The organism is Ruegeria sp. L12, from assembly GCF_056531745.1.
This window is the reverse complement of record NZ_JBQFMH010000020.1, coordinates 1-21,502: the sequence shown is the minus strand read 5'-3', so window position 1 is coordinate 21,502 and position 21,502 is coordinate 1. Positions and strand designations below refer to the sequence as shown.

Genomic DNA, 21,502 nt, shown 5'->3' with positions numbered 1-21,502 from the left:
CGTCAAATCAACGGAAAGCATGACTTGATGCAGAAACTGACCGGTATTTTTGCGGCCATGTGCACGCCCATGGACGAACATGGCAAAACCATCGACATGGGGCGGTATCGCACGCATATCGACGATATGATCGAAGCGGGGCTGCACGGGCTGGTGCTGGGATCGGGCACTGGCGAATACGCCTATCTTTCAGCGCAAGAAAAACGCGACCTGATCGCAGAGGGCTGCAGGCACGTCGATGGCCGCGTGCCAACGATTGCCCAGACCACGGCGCTCAGCACCGCGGAATGTATCGACAATGCCCGCTTCGCCGAAGATGCCGGTGCCACGGCCCTTATGATCCTGCCGCCCTTTCTCGAAGCGCCGAATGAGCGGGGCGTGATGTATCACTACACCGCGATTGCCAGGTCGGTCAGCATTCCGATTGTCATGTACAACGTGCCCGATCAGGCCGCCCCTCTGACCGAAGATTTGTATCGCAAGTTGCTTGCCGTCGAAAACCTGGACTATGTCAAAGACAGCTCCGGCGACCTGCTTGGGTTGCAGAAACTGATCGGGATCGGCGGCAATGTCCTCAATGGTGCTGATCCCTATGCGCCCTACAGCCTTATGGCGGGGTGCAAGGGCATGATCTGGGGTGCTGCGAATTTCATGCCGCATGAATGTGCGCGGCTTTATGACCTGATCGCAACGGGCAAGCTGAACGAGGCGATGAGCCTGTGGCACGTGATGAAAGCCATCTGTTTCTGGCTTTGGGGCAATCCGCATGAGGTGGATTACCTGACCGGCGTCAAGGCCGCTGCCCGCTTGTCGGGGCGCGACATGGGCGGTGCGCGCAAACCCTTGCCTCCGGTGCCCAGTGCCGCGCGTCACGACATCAAGCTGGCGCTGAGCAAGCTGCCGGTGAACCGGACCAGGGCGGACCGGCTGGTCTGGCGTGACTGGCAGGAAGAACGCGACTGGCTGATCCAGTCTCAACGGAATTGCTGAGGACCTCTGAGATGGTTGAACAAACACGCAAATACCCGACGATGGCCGTGATTGGTGGACGCTCTGTGGCCTCTGAAAGCGGCAAGACCTTTGACACGATCAACCCGGCGACGGGCCAGCCCCTGGCGCAAATTGCGGAGTGCACGGCGGCCGATGTGGATAGGGCGGTCGCGGCTGCGCGGGCAGCTTTTGACCACGGTCCGTGGCCGCAAATGTCGCCTGCGGAACGCAAGGCCATCCTGCAACGGTTTGCCACGGTCATCGAGACCAATGCCGAGGAACTGGCCGAGTTGGAGGCGCTGGAGGCGGGCAAACCGATCAGTGACGCGCTTGGGGTCGATCTGCCCGAAACCGTCGCCACAATCCGATGGCACGCCGAGGCGGTGGACAAGATCAATGATCAGGTCACGCGGTCTGATCCTGCTTTCCTGTCCATGGTGGTGCGCGAGCCGATCGGCGTCGTCGCCGCCGTGTTGCCGTGGAATTTCCCGATCATGATGGCAGCATGGAAGCTCGGGCCCGCTCTGGCCGAAGGCAATACCATGGTGCTGAAACCTGCCGAACAAACCTCGATGTCGACCATCCGTCTGGCAGAATTGGCCACCGAGGCAGGCGTTCCTGATGGTGTCATCAACGTGGTGCCCGGCTTTGGCGAGGTCGTGGGCAAGGCCCTGGGCGAGCATATGGGCGTCGACTGCATCGGGTTTACCGGCTCAACCGAAACCGGGCGTCTGTTCCTGCATTATGCGGCGGATTCCAACCTCAAGCGGGTCCTCCTGGAGTGTGGCGGCAAGAACCCGATGATCGTCATGCCGGATGTCGAGGATCTCGACGTTGTGGCGGATCATGCGGTAAATTCGATCTTCTGGAACATGGGTGAAAACTGTTCTTCCAACAGCCGCGTTCTGGTGCATGAGAGCCAGAAGGACGCGTTGCTTGAGCTGATCGTCGAACGCGCACAGGACTGGGTTGTTGCCGACCCGTTGACCACCGCCTGTCGCATCGGCCCGCTGATCGAAGAAAGCCATATGGACAAGGTTCTGGGCCATATCGAACAGGCAAAGCGGGAAGGCGCGCGGCTGGTTTACGGCGGTAGCCGGGTGTTGGCCGAGACCGGCGGCTATTATGTTCAGCCGACAATTTTCGAAGGGGTCACGCCCGACATGGCGCTGGCCAGGGAGGAGGTGTTTGGACCTGTGCTCGCGGTGATGAGCTATGCTTCACCTGAAGAGGCCATCGCAATCGCCAACGATACGGAATACGGGTTGGCGGCTTCGGTCTTTACCAGTTCCAACAAGACCGCCCACACTGCGGCGCGGCGGGTGCGTGCGGGCACCGTCTCGGTCAACTGCTACGGCGAAGGCGACCATGGAACGCCGTTTGGCGGTTATAAGCTGTCAGGTTTCAGCGGGCGGGACAAATCGCTGGCCGCACATGATCAGTATTGTGAGCTGAAGACCGTCTGGATGGATCTGAGCTGAGACGGGTCCATGAAGATCGGCATTCTTCCAGACGCGGACAACAACAACGGGTGGCTGGAAATCCTGCCGCCCCTGCCACCGGCCGTTCGCGCAACAGGTGAAATCAGGGCTGACTACGCAGTGATCGGCGCAGGTTTCACCGGGCTGGCCTGTGCCCGCAGGTTGGCCGAACTACACCCCGATGCACGTGTCGTCCTGCTGGAAGCGGGCCGCATCGGCAACAACGCGGCCGGGCGCAGTTCAGGCTTTGCCATCGATCAGGCGCACAATATCCGCGCCAAGGATTTTGCGGGCAACCTGCAGGCCGAGCGCGACCAGACCGCGATCAACCGGGCCGGACAGGACTATCTGCGCGATTGCATTCAGGCGCATGACATCGACTGTGACTGGGATGAGTCGGGCAAGATCCATGCCGCCGCAACAGACCGCGGGGCCGCCAAACTGAAAGCCTATTCCGGCAATCTCGACCTCCTGAAGGCCGGGTATCGCTGGCTCGACGCAGACGAAATGCAGCGTGTGACCGGCACCACGTTTTACAAAACCGGCATGCACACACCCGGGACGATGCTGCTGCAACCGGCGGCGCTTGTTCTTGGCCTTGCGCGGTCGATGCCGGCCAATGTCTCGGTGTTCGAGGACTCTCCGGTGACAGAGCTTGCCAGTGGTGAGCTGCATCGTCTGATCACCCCGGAGGCTGAAATCACCGCAAAAACGCTGGTTCTGGCCAACAACGGCTTTGCAGGGCAATTCAGCCAATATCGCAAACATCTGCTTCCGATCGTCACCTGGGGCAGCCTGACCCGCCCCCTGACCGGCGATGAGGCCGATCTCTTGCGCGGAGAGCCTGAGTGGGGGATCATCCCCGCCGATCCCTTTGGTACTTCGGTGCGCCGGATCAGGGGTGACCGGATCCTGATCCGCAACATCTACAGCTACAGCCCCGGCCTGAACCCGACTGAGACGGACCGGCAATGGGCGCGTAAACGTCATGAACAATCGCTGCGCAACCGGTTTCCCATGCTGTCGGATCTAGGATTCGACTACACTTGGGGCGGACCGCTCTGCCTGTCACGCAATGGAGAGCCGGTGTTTGGCACGCTGGGAAAAGACGTCTTTGGTGCTTTCTGTCTTAATGGTGTGGGCATCGCGCGGGGCACCGCGTTTGGCAAGCTGTTGGCCGAGCATGTCGCCGGGCAAAGCGGACCATTGGTCGAGATCATGCTGAAAGCGGGGAGACCGTCCGGCACGCCACCGGAGCCATTTCTTGGCTGGGGCGTCCGATTGAATTTTGCAAAACGGCGATACGACGCCGGACTGGAGCTGTAGATGTTGGATCTTAGCGGAAAAGCTGCCCTTGTGACCGGGGGGACATCCGGGATTGGCGCGGAAACAGCGCGTGTTCTGGCGCGTGCTGGTGCAAAGGTGATGGTGACCGGGCGGCGGGAGGACGCTGCCCGGGCGATCTGCGCCGAAATCACGTCCGAAGGTGGTTCGGCGGCCTGCGTGATGGGCGAGGTGGCGGACCCGGCCTTTGCAGTGCGCGCCGTCGCTGAAACCGAAGACAGATTCGGCAGCGTGAACATTCTGGCCAATGTCGCCGGCGCCATTTGCCGGGGCTCGGCCGAGGAAACCTCGGACGCGGATTGGGATCTGATGATGTCAGTGAACGTCTCGGGTACGTTTTTCATGTCCCGCGCCGCGATTCCCGCGATGCGGCGCGCAGGTGGGGGCAGCATCATCAATCTTGGCTCCACCGTCGGCCTTGTCGGCTGCGCCGGGCTTGCAGCCTATTGCGCCAGCAAGGGCGCGGTCGTGAACCTCACCCGCGCCATGGCGCTGGACCACGCTGGCGACAAGATCCGGGTAAACTCGGTCAATCCCGGCGCGGTGGACACGCCGATGCTCGTCTCGGGGCACGGCGATACGGGGGCAGAGGCAGTGCGCGAGGCGAACCGCGCCTCGATCCCGCAGGGCTGGCTGCCAAAACCCGTTGAAATCGCAAATGCCATCGCCTTTCTGGCGTCCGACCTCAGCCAGCATGTCACCGGCACGGCGCTCCCTGTTGACGGAGGTTTCACAGCAGCATGACCGGGGCTTTGAAAGATAAGGTAGCCATCGTCACCGGAGGCGGACAGGGGATCGGCTTTGCCATCGCGGAGTGCCTGTCGGAGGCCGGGGCGAGCGTCGTGATCGGTGACCTCAAGCCGGGGTCGGACCCACGGTTTCACTGGCTGGAACTGGATGTATCGGACGAACGTTCGGTCGAACAGTTCGTCCAGAAAACGGTCGAGGACATCGGAGCCCCTGCGGTCCTGGTGAACAATGCGGGGATCCTGACCGGCACGCCGCTGACCGAACAGAGTGTCGAGGAATGGGATCGCGTCATGGCGGTGAACCTGCGCGGGCCGTTTCTGATGGCCAAGCAGGTCGTGCCTCATATGCGACCGGAAAACGAGCCCGCCATCGTCAATATCGGTTCGATCGAAGGGATAAGCGGTAACCCCAACCATTCGGCCTATATGGCGTCCAAGGCAGGGGTGCATGGGCTGACAGTTTCCATGGCGATTGACCTGGGTCCGAAAGGGATCAGGGCAAACGCGATCGCGCCAGGCTGGATCAATACGGATATCAACAGGGTCTACATTGACGGCCTCCCCGATCAGGAACTTGTCACCCGTCAACTGGCCGACCTGCATCCGGTTGGCCGCATCGGTGACCCCTCGGATATCGGCGACGTAGCGGTCTGGCTGGCCAGTTCGCAATCGCGGTTTGTCACTGGACAGGTCATCCGTGTCGAAGGCGGAAGAATGAGTAAACTTTCATTGCCTGAGGTGTTCAAATGACCGGTCCCACACAAGGTAAACGCCGGGGCCGCGGCGCGCGGCGCGCCAGCCGTACGTCCAATGATCTGCGATTTCTGCCCGAGACGGATCGCGGCATTCCCTATGTCGATCTGATGTCAGAGGTACAGGTTCAGCGCATTCACACTGAGGCGATGAACTTGCTTCGCGACAAGGGCATCGAGTTTCGCGATGACGAATCCGCGGCCCTCTGGAAGGACGCCGGGGCCGATGTTCAGGGCCACTGGGTGCGGATCGAAGAACCGCTTCTCATGCAGCTTCTGTCTACGGCCCCCGAATCCTACACAATGCTTGCCCGCAACCCGGATCGCTCGGTCACGCTTGGGCGGCGCAAGCAAATCCTGACACCGGCCTATGGGGCGCCGAATGTGCTTGATCTGGACGGTGTCCGGCGCAACCCGACCATCCAGGATTTCCACGACTTCGTGAAACTTGCCCACATGTCACCGGGCATGCAGATGTCCGGCGGTGTGGTGTGCGAGCCGTTGGACATCCCGGTGCCCAAACGCCACCTGCACATGGTCTACAGCCTGATCAGACATTCCGACAAACCCTTCATGGGGATGGTTACGGCACGGGAGCGGGCCGAAGACACCGTGCGCATGGCAGAGATCGTGTTCGGCAAAGAGGTCGCGCAGGGAAACACGGTGATGACGTCGATCGCCAATTGCAACTCGCCGCTGGTCTGGGACGAGACCATGCTGGATGCCATCAAAACCTATGCTGCGGCCAATCAGGCGGTGTTGTTCACCCCCTTCGTCCTGAGCGGTGCCAGCACCCCCGCCAGCACTGTTGGATCGTTGGTCCAGATCTGCGCGGAAGCCCTTGCCGGGATCGCCTTCTCGCAGATCGTGCGCCCCGGGGCGCCAGGTGTGTTTGGCGAATGGATCGGCGCGGTTTCTATGAAATCCGGCGCCCCGATGGCGGGCACGCCCGAGATCGACCACATCAACCTGCTGGTCGGCCAGATGGCGCGGTTCTACAAGCTGCCGTGGCGCTGCAGCGGGGCGTGTTCAAGTTCCAAAATCCTCGATGCGCAGGCAGGATATGAGGCGGCCCGCAACCTCTATGGTGCTGCGCTGGCGGGGGCGAACTTCATCCTGTCCACCGCAGGCTATCTGGAAGGGGCGTTGTGCCAAAGCTTTGCGAAATTCGTCGTCGATGCAGAGCAGGCGGAACTGACGCATAAATTCCTGCGTGGAATTGATTTCTCCGAACTGGATGGTGCGCTCGACGCCATGCAGGAGGTCGATCCCGGTGGTCACTACCTTGGCGCGAAACACACGCTGGAAAACTTCGAAAGAGCCTTCATCATTCCGGAACTGATGCATCACGACAGTTTTGAACAATGGGAGGCCGAAGGACGTCTGGACCTGAACGATCGGGCCGTCGCAAAAGCAAAATCCATGCTGGGTGACTACGAACCGCCACCACTGGATCCAGCCATCGACGAGGAACTGCAGGATTTCATCGCGCGGCGTGAAATGGAAATTGGCGACGCCATGGTCTGATACTAGGACCCGCGGTCACCCAGTGCCAGGAACAGTGTCGGCAATGACCGATAACCGCGTCTTGCGCCAGTTCGAACGTTCTGCGGCATTCGCCAATATGGGCTCGCTGCCGACTTTCTCTGCGACGGGCCCGAGCTGGTGCGTAGAGCCCATTGCTGCCGTCGACCAAGCTTTCGCCTTTTGCATGCGCAGCACGTCGTAATCCGCGTATTCCGGACGTTCCCAGGCGCTTCACAGATGGCAGGGCAGCAGACATAGCCGCCGTTCGAACCAAGGCTAATTTTCGGTCTGATACTTCGCCAAAAGTGGGAGCATCACGATGTTTTCTATATGCGAAGTAGGCGCCAGCTCGGTGTCAAGCTCGATTGCTCGCAAAAAGATCGAGTATCCAGCCCCGAAAACACTCCATCTTGCGCGACAAGAACTGTGCGCCAACCCCGTGCTGCTGCACCGAGGATATCGGTGTGAAGAGTGTCACCGCACATCGCGATGCGTTCGGGCGGAATTCCTGGAAGCGTGGCTTCGACCATTTCAAATACTTCCGGAAATGGCTTGCCAAAGAACTTGATGTCTTGAAGGCCCTCATCTGCCAGCAAATGCCCGTAGTGACCGGGCTCCAGTGAGAATCCGAAGTCTCGTGGCGCTGCCAGATCAGCATTTGCGATCACCACTGGGCGCGGGTTCGCCAACAAGCTGTCGCAAAGCATGGATTGTTGAGATTGTTGCCAGATTTCGGTCGAGAGAAACAAGAAACCGTCAGCGCGGTCAAAGTCTGTCTGGTCTGCCTCAAGCCTGATCGTCTCGGATAAGATGTCCGTCAGATCGTCAGACGGAGAGGCGATGCAGCCCCATAGACCGTCGTTCAGGTTTGCCAAGGCTGCGTCGCGGCTGGTTACAATCTCATCTGCGTCAACTTGCATTCCGAGTTTTTGAAACTTGGCAGTCGCGCCCTGGTGATTATAGCTTGCAGCATTGGAAAGAATGCGAATCTGGTGTCCGCCCTCCCTGAGCTCTTTCAAACGAGCTGCCGCGCCGGGAATCGGAGTTTCGCCAACATTTAGAACGCCAAAAGCATCAAAAACAAAGGCGTCTACTTCGTTGCCAATATCCAGAAGTGACTCAATATCCAGAGTGGCCGCGTTGAATGTTGCTTTTGGGAGTCTGGGACGTATGGACTGATAACGCGAAAATATCGAGTTGGCGTCAAGCATGTGTCCAAATGTCCTTTTTTGATGGGCGCCCCCGACAGGTTTGACGCAATACGGAATGTAACATCAACAAAACAAAATGGAAGAAAAAACAACATTTTTAGCAAGTCGCCATTAGCGAGCTCTGAATCTTTGCGCGCAAAGCTTTGAAAAATATAATTTTTCGACACTTGCGATCAAGTTACCCTTCAACGTTCTATGTGGCTTTGATTGAAAAATGTTGTTTTGTTGTTTTTTGGTGATATGGTTCTGGCAACTTGAAGGGGGATAAATGGCGTCAAAGAAGATCAGACGGAGGGATTTAATCCAGCAGGTCGTGCAAGAGCGTGGCGGTGTCAGTGTGGGGGCCTTAGCGGAAATGCTAGGGGTCTCGACGCAAACCATCCGCCGTGATCTGGACATTTTGTGCGACGGTGAAAACCTGCGACGCGCGCACGGGCGGATCGAGCTGGCTGAAAGCCGTTTGAATACCCCGTTTGATCAGAGAGCCGGAACGAACTTACGTGGCAAACGGTCGGTTTCCGAACTTGTTGCGAGCATGATCCCCAATGGGGCGAACGTGTTCCTTTCAATTGGGTCGACTCCGCTCGAAGTGGCTAAGGCACTGTCCGGCCACCAGGAGTTAACGGTCATCACGAACAACCTGAGTGCCGCGATGGCGCTGAGTAATGAAATCTCAAACCGTATCCTTTTGCCAGGAGGCGAGCTGCGCCTGCCCGATCGTGATTTTATCGGCGAAGAAGCAACCGATTTCTTTGACAGGTTTCGTGCCGAGTTCGCAATATTTGGCGTTGCCGGTGTGGCGCATGATGGTGGGTTGTTAGAATTTCATCCAGCTGAGGTTCGGGTGAGAATGAAAATGCAGCAGCACGCAGCCAAATCGATCCTCGTAATAGACAGCAGTAAATTTGGTCGCATTGCGCCAGCATTGGGCGGCAACATCTCGGATGTCGACGTTGTCGTGTGCGACCGTCCTCCGGGCCCTGAATTTTCCGATCTCGCAGACAGTTTGGGCGAAGCCATTACTTACTCACAAGGAGAGCGCTGAATATGGCAGAACCGTTTGTTCACGTCGACAATATTGCTAAGCGCTGGAATGGGCAGCTTGGCGTCGAGAATATTAATCTTTCGATCCCGCGTGGTTCGTTCGTAGCGCTGCTTGGCCCGTCGGGCTGCGGCAAGTCAACGACGCTGAGATTGCTGTCGGGACTAGAATTGCCGGATGAGGGGCGGATCGTCATTGACGGGCGTGACATCACTACTTCTGCCCCTGCAGAACGCAATCTGTCGATGGTGTTCCAGTCTTATGCATTGTTCCCGCATCTGAGTGTCGCGGAAAACGTTGTTTTTGGCCTCAAGGTGCGAAAAGTCGTCGCGGCGGAACGGCGCGAGAAACTGACCCGGGCGCTCGAGATCACTGGCTTGCTGGGCTATGAGCAGCGTAAGCCGGGGGAATTGTCGGGTGGTCAGCGCCAGCGTGTGGCGCTTGCACGTGCGATCGTGGCAAACCAGCCGCTGTGCCTGATGGATGAGCCGCTTTCGAACCTTGATGCCAAGCTGCGCGCCTCTGTGCGCAAGGACATCAAAAAACTTCAGGTCGATTTGGGCATCACCGTAGTTTACGTCACGCATGACCAAACCGAAGCGATGAGCATGGCCGACATGGTCGTGCTGATGAAAGACGGCCATATCCAGCAGACAGGGTCCCCGGAAGAGCTTTACTACAAGCCTGCTAACACTTTTGTCGCCGAGTTTGTCGGTGCCCCGCCAATGGCGCTGATCAAGTCAGAAGGCGTGCCGGGATTTGAGCGCGCAACGACAATTGGCCTTCGCGCCGAAGCGGTGAAGGTGGTGGAATCGGGCAAGGGCAGGCTGACTTGTAAAGTATCGGAATGCGAATTCCTGGGTTCCGAAACATTCATTGGCCTGTCACATCCTGCTGCCAATGGTCTGACCGTATCCATGCCCGGACTGAAACATATTCCGGCAGGAGAAGATCTGGAGATCAGCTTTGCCGATGAAGACCTGCATTTCTTTGACGACATGGGCAAGCGACTGGCCGGGTAGGTCGAGCAACTGAACTTTGGAAAGACAAGAATAACTGTCATCACTGGGAGGAAAAAATGAACGTTATTAAGAAGATAAGTTTGGCTGCCGTCTCGGCCACCGCGCTGACATCGGCGGCGGCGGCTGAGACGGAACTAACAATGTATTATCCTATCGCGGTTGGCGGCGCGCTGACCGAGGTAGTGGATGGCATCGTTGCCGATTTTGAAGCCGCCAACCCTGACATCAAGGTCAACGCGATCTATTCAGGCAACTATGACGACACGCGCGTTCGTGCCTTGTCCGCACTTGCATCGGGTGAACCGGCACAGCTGGCGGTGATGTTCTCAATCGATGCCTATGATCTGATCGAGCAGGATCTGATCGTGGCCTACGAAGATATCGACGGGGTTAACCCGGACTGGCTAGAGAGCTTTTATCCTGCATTGATGGCCAATGGCCGGATCGAGGGTAAAACTTGGGGCATTCCATTCCAGCGTTCAACTATCGTTGCCTATTACAACAAGGACCAGTTTCGTGCGGCAGGTCTTGACCCTGAGGCACCGCCCAAGACCTGGGACGAGCTGATTAGCATGGGCAAGGCACTGACCAACGACGACACCTATGGCCTGATGATCCCATCGACAGGCTATCCCTATTGGATGTTCCAGGCGTTGGCGATCCAGAACGGCAAGGAGGTGATGTCCGATGACGGCCTGACCACCTATTTCGATGACGAAACCGTTGTCGATACGTTGGAATTCTGGCAGTCGCTGTCGCAGGAGCATGGCATCATGCCCACTGGCACCGTTGAATGGGGTACCCTGCGGCAGGCGTTCCTTGAAGGTCAGACCTCGATGATGTGGCATTCGACCGGCAACCTTACGGCTGTGAAGAACAACGCCAGTTTTGACTTTGGCGTCGCCGAGCTTCCGGCCAATGTGCGGCTGGGTTCGCCTACCGGCGGCGGCAACTTCTATGTTTTCAAGGAGACATCGGACGAAGAGCGCGCGGCGGCCATGAAGCTGATCGAATTCATGACCTCGCCCGAGCAAGCGGCAGCGTGGTCCATCGCGACCGGCTATATGGGCGTGTCTCCGGCAGCGTATGAAACCGAGGCGCTTAAATCCTATACAGAAGAGTTCCCACCCGCTCTCGTTGCCCGAAACCAACTGGAAAATGCTGTTGCCGAATTCTCGACCTTTGAAACCGCACGCGTGCGCGAAGGTCTGAACAACGCAATTCAGGCGGCTTTGACCGGCACAAAATCGGCTGAAGACGCGCTGGGGGAAGCCCAGACGGCGGCTGTGCGCCTGCTGCGTGATTACCAGTAACCTCAACTCCCTGGCGTCGGGCAGAGATGCCCGACGCGCCCAACCTTGAGGGTCGCTATATGGCAGAGCATGTGAACATCGAGCGTCGTCGACAGGCCATCTACGGTTGGATCCTGTTGTCACCAGCGGCAATTCTGCTGACGACGTTTGCATTTTATCCTTCGCTTGCGACCTTGTGGTCGAGTTTGTTCAGCCGAGAAACCAGAAGACGCCCCAGCGAATTTGTCGGCGGTGAGAACTATGCTGACCTGTTTGCCGACCCAACCTTTTGGAAAGTTGTTGTGAACAACTTGATCTATGCGGGCGCGACCATCCCTATTTCTATTGCAATTGCGCTTTCGATGGCGCTTTGGGCGAACTCAAAGATCCCGGCTCGCGGGTTTGTACGCACCGCCTATTTCACGCCCACGGTCCTGCCAATGATCGCAGCGGCAAACCTTTGGCTGTTTTTTTATACTCCCGGATTGGGTGTGCTTGACCAGATCGGCGGTCTGTTTGGCCTTCCCTCAATCAACTGGCTGGGACAGCCTGAAACTGCGCTGTGGGCTGTAATCATCGTGACGATCTGGAAAGAGGCTGGGTTTTTCATGATCTTCTATCTGGCGGCCTTGCAGACGATCCCTGAGGACCTCAAGGAAGCTGCCGACATTGAAGGCGCCAGCCGCTGGACCTATACGCGCCGGATCGTGCTGCCGTTGTTGATGCCGACGACGCTATTTATCATGGTCAATGCGTTGATCAACTCTGTGAAATTGATCGATCATTTGTTCATCCTGACCAAGGGCGGGCCCAACGACGCCTCCAAGCTTATCCTTTATTACATCTGGGAAATGGCCTTTGCCTTCTTTGATGCGCCCCACGCAGCGGCAATGACCATCCTGGTGCTTGTCGTGCTTGGCGTGGTTGCCGGCGTCAAGTTCACCATACTCGACAAGCGGACCCACTACCAATGAGCGGATTTTCCAGGCATATCGAATCCTTTGGCGCACTATTGTTGGCCGTGATCTGGATTTCCCCGCTGGTCTTTGCCTTTTGGGCGGCGTTCCACAGCACCTCTGACGCGGTCAACTTTAACATCACGTCGCCATGGACGCTCGACAATTTCCGCACAGCTTGGGAGGGGGCGCCGTGGCTACGCTATTTCATCAACACCTTCCTTTTAGTGACGGTGATCCTTATTGGTCAGTTCTTTGTCACGACGCTGGCAGGATTTGCCTTTGCCCAGGTCCAGTTTCCGGGTCGGGATTTCGTGTTCATCCTCGTGCTGATGCAACTTTTCATCCTGCCTGAAGTGTTGATCGTGGAAAACTATGCAATGGTGTCACGCCTCGGGTTGTTTGACACGATTCTTGGCGTCGGAATGCCCTATATGGCCTCTGCCTTTGGCATTTTCCTAATGCGGCAGGCGTTTAAGGGTGTTCCTATAGAACTGCATGAGGCAGCGCGCGTCGAAGGCTGCGGATGGTTCGGAATTCTTTGGCGAGTCTATGTGCCCTTGGCGCGCCCGACATATCTTGCTTATGCGTTGGTGTCGGTATCGACCCACTGGAACAACTTCCTCTGGCCGCTCATCGTGACCAACTCGCCCGACACACGACCGCTGACGGTTGGCCTGTCGATCTTTGGCGCACCGGAAAATGGTGTGGATATAAGCGTCATTTCGGCGGCCACGATGATGTCGGTTGCGCCCTTGTTGATCGCGTTCCTCGTGTTCCAGCGTCAATTCGTTCAGGCCTTCCTGCGCGCGGGGATCAAATAGTCATGGCGACATTTCTGCATCTAAGTGACTTGCACGCGGTAGGGCATGGCGATCTGTGTTCAGGCGTGCTTGATACCCGCGCGATCCTGATCGGGGCCATCGACCGATTGATCGATAAAGGCGAAGCTCTTGGCCCGCTCGACGCGGTTTTAGTCACTGGTGACGTCAGCGAAGATGGTAGCCCGGACAGCTACGATTTCGCACGCACTCAACTGGAGCGGTTTGCCCTGCCGATTTACGTTGTTCCTGGAAATCATGATGCGCGCAAGCCAATGCAAGAGGCCTTTTCAGGCCTTGGCATCATGCCGCCGGACGGGCTTGTCGACTGGGCGGATACAGTGGGCGATACGCGTGTTATCGGGCTTGATACGCTGGTCGAAGGACAGGGCGGTGGCAGGCTGCGCCGGGAAAGTCTTGATCTTTTGGAGCGGGAACTCTCTGGGTTTGACGGGCCGGTTGTCGTTATGTTGCACCATCCGCCGTTTAGCATCGGGATTGATTTCATGGATGTTATCGGATTGGAGAACCGTTCCGATCTGGCAGAAATTCTTTCAATGCACTCAGAGGATATCACGGTGCTGGCTGGTCATGTCCACGGCGTTCACATTGGTCGCGTTGGCGGTCACGTTGCCATGACAGCGCCGGGCCTTTGCAGCGGTTTTGCACTGGACCGGCGCGCGGTGGCTCCTGCTGGTTTTTTTTCTGGTCCTACGGGCTGTGCAGTTCTCGAAACCGGAAAGAGCGGTATATGGAGCGTTGTCTCGCTAGACGCTGCCGAGGGACCGTATTCATTCTGAAGTGGCCGGATTGGCCCGGAAACCAAAGACCCGGTGATGATGGATAGCTCACCCATAATTATTGTTTTGAATTTGGCTGCTGCTGCGGCACTTCTGATCTGGGCTGTTCGCCTCGTGCGCACCGGTTTTGAGAGAGCCTTTGGAAGCCAGTTGCGGCTTTGGTTGCGTCGGTCGACGGGAAACCGGTTGGCCGCGACGGGAACCGGAACGCTGACCGCGATCCTGCTGCAAAGTTCCACCGCCGTCGCAATGCTGCTTGCCGGATTCATGGCCGCGGGTTCGGTTGGCAGCACCGCCGGGTTGGCCATTATTCTGGGGGCGGACCTTGGCTCTGCCATCGTAGCGCAGATCATGAATTCCCGGATTGCTTTGCTGACGCCCTTGCTACTTTTGATCGGGGTGCTGATTTTCCTGCGCAGTTCCCGGCGCGGCGTGCGCCAGGTTGGTCGGATCCTGATTGGATTGGCCCTGATTTTTTTGTCGCTTGACCTTATTCGCGATGCCAGCGCGCCGCTGGCAAACAGCGAGGCCGCTTCGGGGGCCTTGATTTACCTGTCTGCTGATCCACTGACGGCCTTTTTGCTGGCGGCGGTTTTTGCCTGGCTGGTGCATTCCAGCGTTGCGGCGATATTGTTGTTTGCAACCCTTGCGGCTCAGGGCGTTATGCCGCTGTCGGCGGCGTTTGCCATGGTCCTTGGGGCCAATCTGGGCGGTGCCTTTATTGCGTTTGTTCTGACCTTGCAGGCCGATGTCTCGGTGCGGCGGGTCGTGTCTAGCAATTTGTTCCTGCGTGGCGGTGGGGCGGGGCTGGTGCTGTTTTTGCTCTACCGGCTTGACGGTGTTGACCTTATTCCCGGGGCCAGCCCCGTTCAGCAGGTTTTGAACCTGCATCTCCTGTTCAACCTTGCGCTTCTTGTTGTCTGTATTCCGTTTCTTGGCCCGATAATGCGTTTGGCGGAGAGTGTTTTCGCTGATGACAATAAAAACAGCACCAAGGCCAACGGACGTACGGCCCTGGATCCTTCGGTTCAGAACCAGCCGGCGCGCGCCTTTGCCTGTGCGCATCGTGAGTTGGTCGAAATGGGCAATAGGATCGAGATCATGGTGCGGGACTCAATGTCACTCTTTGACAATTACGATGATGCCATTGCTCAACAACTGAAGAGGGAAAAAGTCGAAATTGACCGAATGTCGCTTGACCTGCGGGTTTATTTGTCAGGAGTCAAAAGCGACAATCTGAAAGAGGACACCGGTACGCGGGCATTTGATCTGTCCGGCGTGGCAGTGAACCTTGAGACCGGGGCGGATACGATTGCACGGAAAATGGTCGAATTGGCCAAGCGCAAGAGTGCGGAAAACGTGAACTTTTCGGAAGAGGGTTGGCAGGAACTGACCGATTTCTATGACCGTGTGTTGCGCAACGTTCAGCACGGAATCGCGGTACTGATGACCGAGGATGCCGGGGCAGCACGGGAGCTGGTGCAGCAAAAGGAAATGATCCGCGAGATCGAGAGAAAGCTGGAGCGCGCGCATCTTACCCGGCTGCGTGCTGGGGCGTCCGAAACCATCGAAACCAGTGCGATTCACCTTGATCTGTTGCGCGCCCTGAAAATGTTAAACACGGCATTCGCGATGATCGCCTATCCGCTTTTGAAAGAAAGTGGACAGTTGTTGGAAAGCCGATTGGCAAATGAATAGACGGTTTCATAGAATGATGAAGATACAGTCCTAGTTCAAGACAATCCACTTTCCCGAGCCGGGAAGCGCTGGCAATCAGACGAAAAAATGGAATTTGATCAAACTTAAAACAGTTCATCCAATGGGTCAGCTTATTAAGTTGATTGGAAATAATATTGTGTCAGCCAATCACGGTCGCTCAAATTCAAATTGACCGGGGGCGTAACAGAAAAATTTATGAGTGTGTTGAGAGGAAATAGCTAAATATTTGTTTCCCATTGTTTTGTTGCCAAGGCTACGTGGTTGCCACGAAAATTGGGTGAATGATTGGTCAAATGTCTCGCCATCGGTTGTGGTATTCACAATCGCCCTATCGTATGTTCGCAATCTGCTCGGCGTCAAAAAAACTATACCTGCTGTGGGCTGGACAACCGCCATTGTTTGCGATTTTGCCGATGGCGAATTTGTTTGCGTCTTGCTTGTTCATGCGGTGTGTAGCGAAAGTCGATCCATATCAGACCCGCCCTTAGCGCAGATCGCGGCGAAGGTGCCAGGAGAGCCCGGAATTACCGATGCTGCGTGATGCACGAATGTCCGCATGCACGCCGCACCTGCTTCCGTCTACCGCACGTTCTTCAACAGCGCTTCCGCCGCCAACCTTCCAAATGCGTTTGCCGCTTTTGGGCTTGCGCCCGAAACGAGACGGCGGTCGATGTTGCATGTGGCGTCGGCCTTGGAATTGATGATTTCCACACCCAGAGCGTTCAGCTTTTCGCCGAACTTCCACGGCATATGGCCCGGCATGTAGCCGATCATCGGCGATTGTTTGTCGACCGCATCAGGAAAGGCCGCAATCTTGTAACCGTTGTAGATGAACGATGGGCCATCGCCCGCAGCAAGCAGGGCGGCCGGTCCGTGGCAGATCGCCAGCGTGAACAGGTCCCGTTTGTGTGCCCAACGGAGAAGTTTTCCCAGGTCTTCGTTCTCTGGCAGGCCCAACATGGCCCCGTGACCACCCGGCAGATAGACCCCGACGTAAGGTGCATCATCAGTCATCGAATTCGCCACGAAATCAGCGAGGCTGCCAGGGTTGTCAAAGGCATCGGCATAGTCGCGGTACAGCTTCATGACGGCTTCGTCCTCGCGCGGCATGGCCCAGTCTTCGATAACGGCAGGGGCGCCCGTGGGTGTGACAATGTCGATCTGGAAACCAGCGGCCAGCAGGTGCAACATCGGCAGGCCCATTTCGACCGGGTGGTTCCCGGTCGAAAATTTCTTGCCATTGGCCATGGTCATGTTGCGCTCTTCGGTGCAGATCATCAGCACGCGCTTGTCACCGCCCCTGTAAGGGTTGGCATAGGCCCCGCCATCATAATCCGTCTTGGATGCCGTCGCGAGTTTCAAGGCAAGGGGTGACGGCTGAAAGGCTCCGTCCTCTGTGGGCGTGGGGGCTGCTTTAAACAGATTTCTTAGAAAGCTCATGTGATTCCGTCCGCGCTCATTTGATTTCTGTCACGATTGCATCGCGCGACTTGCGGACCTTTGGCATCGGCAGCAGCCAATCGCTGGCCTCTTCGCGATAACCCAATGGCATCAAAACGACGGAACGAAGACCACGTTCCCTAAGACCAAGAATTTCGTCAACAGTATCGGGGTCAAACCCTTCCATCGGCGTGCTGTCGACCTCTTGTTCTGCGGCTGCAATGAGGGCAATGCCCAATGCGATATAAGCCTGACGCGCTGCATGGGCATAGTTCACCTCGGCCTCGCGCGGCAAATAGTTGGCTTTCAGATTGTCGTAGTAGCCATGGATCAGAGGCAGGTCGCCTCGGGCCGCAACATTCAATTGCTTGACTGTATCAATACGGTCTTCGGTGTAATTGTCCCAAGCGGCAAACACCAAGAGGTGCGACCCATCTGTGATCTGTGCCTGACCTGACGCCGCATCGGCGATCTTTGCCCGGATATCGGAGTTTGTGACCACAATCAGCTCAAATGGTTGCGTGCCGCTTGACGTCGGCGCCATGCGAACAGCTTCGACGATGGCATCGACCTTGTCTTGTGGAACGGGTTTGCCAGTTTCCATTTTCTTGGTGGCGTAGCGCCAGTTCAGGTGGTCGTTCAGTGTTTTTGCGGTCACGGTTGTTGATCCCATTGTCAGAGCCCGAGATGATCAGTATATTTTTGTTACTGACTAACTAATGAGAACTGATATTTACCGCAAGAAGGCACATTTTTGACCCTTAGTTACAAATTGGGAACTGCCATGCTGGACGACAAACAATGCCCCGATTGCAAGCGTATCAACGAGGTCCTGTCACGAGTGGGCGACCGTTGGAGCGTTCTGGTGGTCATCTCGCTGGCTCAATACGGGACCATGCGCTTCAACGAGATAAAGCGAAACCTAGGCATTTCGCAGCGTATGCTGAGCTTGACGCTGAAGGAGTTGGAACGGGATGGGCTTGTGAACCGGACCCAATATCCAACGATCCCGCCCAAGGTCGAATATAATCTGACTCAGATGGGGCAGTCGTTTCGCGAGCCAGTCAGCGCCTTAGGCTATTGGGCATTGGAACACTTGAGCGAGATTGATGCCGCACGGGAAGCGTATGACAAGTCTGACTGAAGCCAGACAATTTCCCGAGAACCACTGTTTTTTGATAGGAGACATTGATGCTCCCGCAGCGAATTGCCCCTTTGTCCGCTACTTTATCTTCGCCCTCTAAGTAGCTCACCGCGCCCCGAACGAATGGCAGGTTTTTCCGCTGCCTAGCAGCGCCGAGAACCACGCAGGCGCAGCGATTTTCGCGCTGCGTGTGCGCACAGCACAAAATCACTATGACTGCCTTGGGCTCCTTCCGGACCTTCTCGGCACCGCAGGACTTGCCAAAAACCCCACGCTTCCATCAGCGGCGCTAATAATCGGTTTTGCTTCGCTGCCGGGCGTTGATTGCCGGTGAGCTTTCAATCAGGCAGCCCGGCCTTGCGCAGCCCGGTTTCCAGCGTTTCGAAATCCTCTGTCCGTCGCCACATCGTTCGGAACCCTTGCACAAGCGTCGGGATAGACCGCCCTGTCGCCTCCAGCCCCCGGCTGTCGAATTCATCCTGTCGTTCGGCAATGAACTCGCGCAACGCCACTTCTGCCTCGGCATATCGGCCCTGATGCGCGTAGGACGCGGCCACGAAGGCGGCGGCAAGCGAGTTCAGTCGCGCCTCTCCCATCAGGCGGCCCCGTGCGGCGTCGAAATTGCCGCAGAAGAATTCGACCTGGCCCATGATCCAGTCGATGGCAGGCGGATGCAGCGGATCCAGTCCAAGCGCCTCTGCGACCACGCTTCGCGCCCTTTCGTGCCGACCCAGCAATAGAAATCCGTAGCCGCACCAAGCCATGGATTCCGCTTCGTTTTCGATCATTGACAGGGTTTTTTCAAACTGTGCGTCGGCCTCGTCCCAGAGACCGGCGCACAGGTAGGCAAACCCGAGCTGATCCTGGATGTAGACATCGCGGTTGTCCAGCGCGGCACCTTTTCGGGCAATGTGCAGGACGTGGTCGGCCGCGTCCGCATCCGCCAGTCCGAGCCACAAGTCGATGACGTAGGTGTCAGACAGATACATGTAGCTGCGCGCAAGGGAAGGATCGAGCGCGACGGCCCGCTCCAGCAAGACGCGTGCTTTTGCGGTATCTCGCGCGTTCAGCCCGTCGCGCAGAGACTTGCTGCGCAGCATCAGCTCATAGGCTTTCATCTCATCCGCCGGTTTCTGCGCGGAACGGTCGACGACATTGTCCTGAACGCGGCCGGGCAGGACCGCGACGATGTTGCGTGTCACTTCATCCTGAACCGACAACATGTCTTCCAGTTCGCGGTCATAGCGTTCCGACCAGAGCTGCGCCCCGGTGGCCGCTTCGGAGAGTTGCACAGAGATCCGCACCCGACTGCCGGCTTTTCGCACGCTGCCTTCGACAAGGTAATCCGCCCCCAGTGCCGCCGCAATTTCGGACGGTTCCGTTTCGGAAGCCCGGTATCGGAAGGCGGCATTCCGCGACACCACCTGAAGCGTGCGAAACCGCGACAGTCCGGTGATGATGTCCTCTGCGATCCCGTCGCTGAAAAAGGTCTGCTCGGGATCGGCGCTCATGCTGTGCAGAGGCAGCACGGCGATCGTCGCCTTGCGGGCCGGAGTTGGATGCCGCGGTGCCGCATCACCGGCCCCGTCGCCGCCGATGCGCCAGGCGCGCACTGGTTCCACAATGTTCTTGATCGAATGGGTGCCGGCGTCTTCCCAGGTTACCGGCAGGCCCGTCCCGACCACGCGATACACCGCGTCGGAGACAAGCACGCCACCTGGCGGGGCAAGTTGCTCGAGCCGGGAGGCCAGGTTCACGCCGGACCCGAAGACATCCCCGTCCTGCTGGATGATGTCGCCAAGATTGATGCCAATGCGAAACTGTATTGGCTGCGCCGGATTCGAGGGCGCCTGTTGCCATGCGACCGCGCAGGACACCGCATCGGCAGCACTGCTGAAACTTGCCAGAACGCCGTCCCCCAGCAGCTTGACGATGCGTCCGCGATGGCGCGTGACCAATGGCGCAATGACGTTTTCCAGATGCGCGGACAGGGCGGACAGCGTCCCAACTTCGTCTTGCTCCATCTGACGCGTGTAACCGACCATGTCGGCAACCAGAATTGCTGCAAGTTGGCGCTCCATGCGTGTCCTCCCACTTCTGCATACCCGCCGATGCGCGATATAACCATTCGAAACTGATGTCCCCACGTTGGCCCCTGGTTCGGGGCTGCGGCGGACCACCCAGATGTGAGCGCTTCGGTACGGGGGGCGGGGCAGACAAAACGCAGACGCCGCGTCGCGTCACATCCGATCGAGCCAGTCACGAACCAACGCATGAAACACCTCAGATCTTTCCCAGGCCAAAGCATGACCGGCAGTATCCAAAACAGCCAAAGTTGCCCGCGGAAACCGGTACATTATGGCGACGCCATCGAGATAGCCGCTGACGCTGTCTTGTCGCCCCGCAACGACCAAGCTTGGCACATTGACCGTTGTCGTCTCCTCCTCTTTCGCAAAACTGAAATCAAACGTATTCATGATACGCGCCTCCTGATCTGCGTCGAAAAGGGCGCGGGCCGGAGCGATGATTTGCCGTCTCTTCTCTACGATGCCCCAACACTGAATCACCTACATATTCTCATGCGCCCAGATTTCAGCCTCGGACAATTTCGATAGACCGGTCTTGTCCTCAACGATGACTTGCGGAACGGGAAGTCTTTTGGGATCTGAGGCCGGGTTTCCCCAGGTACGACAACAGCGACCCCAGAAATGCGTTCCGGCATCGTGTGCACAAACCCGCGCGCATTGTAGCTGCCACGGGACAAGCCCGCGACGGCGAACCGCTCGGCCGGTAGTATTGCGTCAATGAACTCACGTATCGCTCTGAGCAGATCATCCTGCGACCGGATGTCATCGCGCGCCGGGCTGAGCCCATGGCCGGGCATGTCGACATAAATGCGCTGCCCTGCCCCGGCCCCGCGAAAGCAGGGTTCCATGATATCCATCAAGTGGCGGTGATCAACCGTAACCCCGTGCAGCAGGACAATGGGAGCGCCAGTTCCAATTATCCGGTGATGCAGCATGCTTTGAAGGTCTCCCATCGCTTGATGAGTTCCTCTCACAAAGGTTAGCCTCGACCAAGGCGACATTCGCTGCGCATTGACGAATGGGCAGGTTGGGCTTATTTTGTTGAAAAACTCTTCCTTGATCGATGCATGAACTGCTGATTCAATTCTTCCAGTGGGCGGGAGGATTGGCGATGATGGGACCGAG

Annotated in this window: 20 protein-coding genes; 14 read left to right on the top strand and 6 right to left on the bottom strand. The window is 57.5% G+C overall.

The annotated features are described in order from the left end of the window. Positions 1-27: 27 nt before the first annotated feature. From ACR0K9_RS19850 to ACR0K9_RS19825, 6 genes are read left to right on the top strand one after another with little or no spacing between them, the layout of a single operon-like run. Positions 28-990 carry a dihydrodipicolinate synthase family protein gene (locus tag ACR0K9_RS19850; protein ID WP_480825719.1) on the top strand — a complete coding sequence of 321 codons (963 nt, stop codon included), beginning with the start codon at positions 28-30 and terminating at the stop codon, positions 988-990. Between the two features lie 11 nt (positions 991-1,001). After that, positions 1,002-2,471: an aldehyde dehydrogenase gene (locus ACR0K9_RS19845; RefSeq protein WP_480825717.1), complete on the top strand. Its 1,470-nt coding sequence runs from the start codon at positions 1,002-1,004 to the stop codon at positions 2,469-2,471. 9 nt (positions 2,472-2,480) lie between these two features. Continuing rightward, positions 2,481-3,797 carry an NAD(P)/FAD-dependent oxidoreductase gene (locus tag ACR0K9_RS19840; RefSeq protein ID WP_480825715.1) on the top strand — a complete coding sequence of 439 codons (1,317 nt, stop codon included), beginning with the start codon at positions 2,481-2,483 and terminating at the stop codon, positions 3,795-3,797. Then, entirely contained in the window at positions 3,798-4,559 is a 762-nt protein-coding gene (locus tag ACR0K9_RS19835; protein WP_480825713.1) for an SDR family NAD(P)-dependent oxidoreductase, read from the top strand. 8 nt (positions 4,560-4,567) lie between these two features. Then, positions 4,568-5,314, top strand: coding sequence for an SDR family NAD(P)-dependent oxidoreductase (locus tag ACR0K9_RS19830; protein ID WP_480825711.1), 747 nt, complete (start codon positions 4,568-4,570; stop codon positions 5,312-5,314). Continuing rightward, positions 5,311-6,843, top strand: coding sequence for a trimethylamine methyltransferase family protein (locus ACR0K9_RS19825; protein WP_480825709.1), 1,533 nt, complete (start codon positions 5,311-5,313; stop codon positions 6,841-6,843). Before ACR0K9_RS19830 ends, ACR0K9_RS19825 begins: the two co-directional genes overlap by 4 nt. A 326-nt stretch (positions 6,844-7,169) precedes the next feature. Here ACR0K9_RS19825 and ACR0K9_RS19820 read toward each other — a convergent pair whose 3' ends face one another. Then, positions 7,170-8,054, bottom strand: a complete 885-nt coding sequence (locus ACR0K9_RS19820; RefSeq protein WP_170775778.1) for an HAD-IIA family hydrolase — start codon at positions 8,052-8,054, stop codon at positions 7,170-7,172. Between the two features lie 268 nt (positions 8,055-8,322). On the opposite strand from ACR0K9_RS19820, the gene ACR0K9_RS19815 reads away from it, so the two are divergent. The 7 genes from ACR0K9_RS19815 to ACR0K9_RS19785 are packed head-to-tail and all read left to right on the top strand — an operon-like array spanning position 8,323 to position 15,685. Next, on the top strand, positions 8,323-9,099 hold the full coding sequence (locus ACR0K9_RS19815; protein ID WP_170398784.1) for a DeoR/GlpR family DNA-binding transcription regulator: 777 nt from the start codon (positions 8,323-8,325) through the stop codon (positions 9,097-9,099). Between the two features lie 2 nt (positions 9,100-9,101). Then, positions 9,102-10,118, top strand: a complete 1,017-nt coding sequence (locus tag ACR0K9_RS19810; protein WP_170398781.1) for an ABC transporter ATP-binding protein — start codon at positions 9,102-9,104, stop codon at positions 10,116-10,118. Between the two features lie 56 nt (positions 10,119-10,174). Next, a complete protein-coding gene (locus ACR0K9_RS19805) occupies positions 10,175-11,431 on the top strand; it encodes an ABC transporter substrate-binding protein (protein WP_170478323.1) in 1,257 nt (418 codons plus the stop codon). A 59-nt stretch (positions 11,432-11,490) separates the two neighbouring features. Further along, positions 11,491-12,384: a carbohydrate ABC transporter permease gene (locus ACR0K9_RS19800; protein WP_117872581.1), complete on the top strand. Its 894-nt coding sequence runs from the start codon at positions 11,491-11,493 to the stop codon at positions 12,382-12,384. Then, positions 12,381-13,190, top strand: coding sequence for a carbohydrate ABC transporter permease (locus ACR0K9_RS19795; protein WP_170478326.1), 810 nt, complete (start codon positions 12,381-12,383; stop codon positions 13,188-13,190). The genes ACR0K9_RS19800 and ACR0K9_RS19795 overlap by 4 nt, the downstream gene beginning before the upstream one ends. A 2-nt stretch (positions 13,191-13,192) precedes the next feature. Continuing rightward, positions 13,193-13,987: a metallophosphoesterase gene (locus tag ACR0K9_RS19790; RefSeq protein WP_171724197.1), complete on the top strand. Its 795-nt coding sequence runs from the start codon at positions 13,193-13,195 to the stop codon at positions 13,985-13,987. 36 nt (positions 13,988-14,023) lie between these two features. Continuing rightward, a complete protein-coding gene (locus tag ACR0K9_RS19785) occupies positions 14,024-15,685 on the top strand; it encodes a Na/Pi cotransporter family protein (RefSeq protein WP_480825707.1) in 1,662 nt (553 codons plus the stop codon). A gap of 600 nt (positions 15,686-16,285) precedes the next feature. On the opposite strand, the gene hchA is transcribed toward ACR0K9_RS19785, so the two are convergent. After that, a complete protein-coding gene (gene hchA, locus ACR0K9_RS19780) occupies positions 16,286-17,146 on the bottom strand; it encodes a glyoxalase III HchA (RefSeq protein WP_480825705.1) in 861 nt (286 codons plus the stop codon). Positions 17,147-17,162: 16 nt separating this feature from the next. After that, positions 17,163-17,819: a nitroreductase family protein gene (locus tag ACR0K9_RS19775; RefSeq protein ID WP_480534672.1), complete on the bottom strand. Its 657-nt coding sequence runs from the start codon at positions 17,817-17,819 to the stop codon at positions 17,163-17,165. A gap of 111 nt (positions 17,820-17,930) precedes the next feature. Between ACR0K9_RS19775 and ACR0K9_RS19770 the strand changes: the two genes are divergently transcribed. Then, positions 17,931-18,290, top strand: coding sequence for a winged helix-turn-helix transcriptional regulator (locus ACR0K9_RS19770; protein WP_170547363.1), 360 nt, complete (start codon positions 17,931-17,933; stop codon positions 18,288-18,290). A gap of 338 nt (positions 18,291-18,628) precedes the next feature. Here ACR0K9_RS19770 and ACR0K9_RS19765 read toward each other — a convergent pair whose 3' ends face one another. The 3 genes from ACR0K9_RS19765 to ACR0K9_RS19755 form a co-directional block, all read right to left on the bottom strand. Beyond that, a complete protein-coding gene (locus tag ACR0K9_RS19765) occupies positions 18,629-20,371 on the bottom strand; it encodes an adenylate/guanylate cyclase domain-containing protein (protein ID WP_480825703.1) in 1,743 nt (580 codons plus the stop codon). A 159-nt stretch (positions 20,372-20,530) separates the two neighbouring features. Next, the gene (locus tag ACR0K9_RS19760; RefSeq protein ID WP_480825701.1) at positions 20,531-20,767 is read right to left on the bottom strand and encodes an alpha/beta fold hydrolase; all 237 of its coding nucleotides are present in this window, start codon (positions 20,765-20,767) and stop codon (positions 20,531-20,533) included. Positions 20,768-20,853: 86 nt separating this feature from the next. Further along, positions 20,854-21,502: alpha/beta fold hydrolase (locus tag ACR0K9_RS19755; RefSeq protein WP_480825699.1), on the bottom strand; the 649-nt coding region annotated here is incomplete at its 5' end.

Bases quoted from the DNA above. Each gene is read 5' to 3' on its own strand.
- ACR0K9_RS19760 (WP_480825701.1), bottom strand. From the start codon at position 20,767: ATGAATACGTTTGATTTCAGTTTTGCGAAAGAGGAGGAGACGACAACG.
- ACR0K9_RS19805 (WP_170478323.1), top strand. From the start codon at position 10,175: ATGAACGTTATTAAGAAGATAAGTTTGGCTGCCGTCTCGGCCACCGCG.
- ACR0K9_RS19765 (WP_480825703.1), bottom strand. From the start codon at position 20,371: ATGGAGCGCCAACTTGCAGCAATTCTGGTTGCCGACATGGTCGGTTAC.
- hchA (WP_480825705.1), bottom strand. From the start codon at position 17,146: ATGAGCTTTCTAAGAAATCTGTTTAAAGCAGCCCCCACGCCCACAGAG.
- ACR0K9_RS19835 (WP_480825713.1), top strand. From the start codon at position 3,798: ATGTTGGATCTTAGCGGAAAAGCTGCCCTTGTGACCGGGGGGACATCC.
- ACR0K9_RS19785 (WP_480825707.1), top strand. From the start codon at position 14,024: ATGATGGATAGCTCACCCATAATTATTGTTTTGAATTTGGCTGCTGCT.
- ACR0K9_RS19815 (WP_170398784.1), top strand. From the start codon at position 8,323: ATGGCGTCAAAGAAGATCAGACGGAGGGATTTAATCCAGCAGGTCGTG.
- ACR0K9_RS19790 (WP_171724197.1), top strand. From the start codon at position 13,193: ATGGCGACATTTCTGCATCTAAGTGACTTGCACGCGGTAGGGCATGGC.
- ACR0K9_RS19850 (WP_480825719.1), top strand. From the start codon at position 28: ATGCAGAAACTGACCGGTATTTTTGCGGCCATGTGCACGCCCATGGAC.
- ACR0K9_RS19820 (WP_170775778.1), bottom strand. From the start codon at position 8,054: ATGCTTGACGCCAACTCGATATTTTCGCGTTATCAGTCCATACGTCCC.
- ACR0K9_RS19840 (WP_480825715.1), top strand. From the start codon at position 2,481: ATGAAGATCGGCATTCTTCCAGACGCGGACAACAACAACGGGTGGCTG.
- ACR0K9_RS19775 (WP_480534672.1), bottom strand. From the start codon at position 17,819: ATGGGATCAACAACCGTGACCGCAAAAACACTGAACGACCACCTGAAC.
- ACR0K9_RS19845 (WP_480825717.1), top strand. From the start codon at position 1,002: ATGGTTGAACAAACACGCAAATACCCGACGATGGCCGTGATTGGTGGA.
- ACR0K9_RS19825 (WP_480825709.1), top strand. From the start codon at position 5,311: ATGACCGGTCCCACACAAGGTAAACGCCGGGGCCGCGGCGCGCGGCGC.
- ACR0K9_RS19810 (WP_170398781.1), top strand. From the start codon at position 9,102: ATGGCAGAACCGTTTGTTCACGTCGACAATATTGCTAAGCGCTGGAAT.
- ACR0K9_RS19770 (WP_170547363.1), top strand. From the start codon at position 17,931: ATGCTGGACGACAAACAATGCCCCGATTGCAAGCGTATCAACGAGGTC.
- ACR0K9_RS19800 (WP_117872581.1), top strand. From the start codon at position 11,491: ATGGCAGAGCATGTGAACATCGAGCGTCGTCGACAGGCCATCTACGGT.
- ACR0K9_RS19795 (WP_170478326.1), top strand. From the start codon at position 12,381: ATGAGCGGATTTTCCAGGCATATCGAATCCTTTGGCGCACTATTGTTG.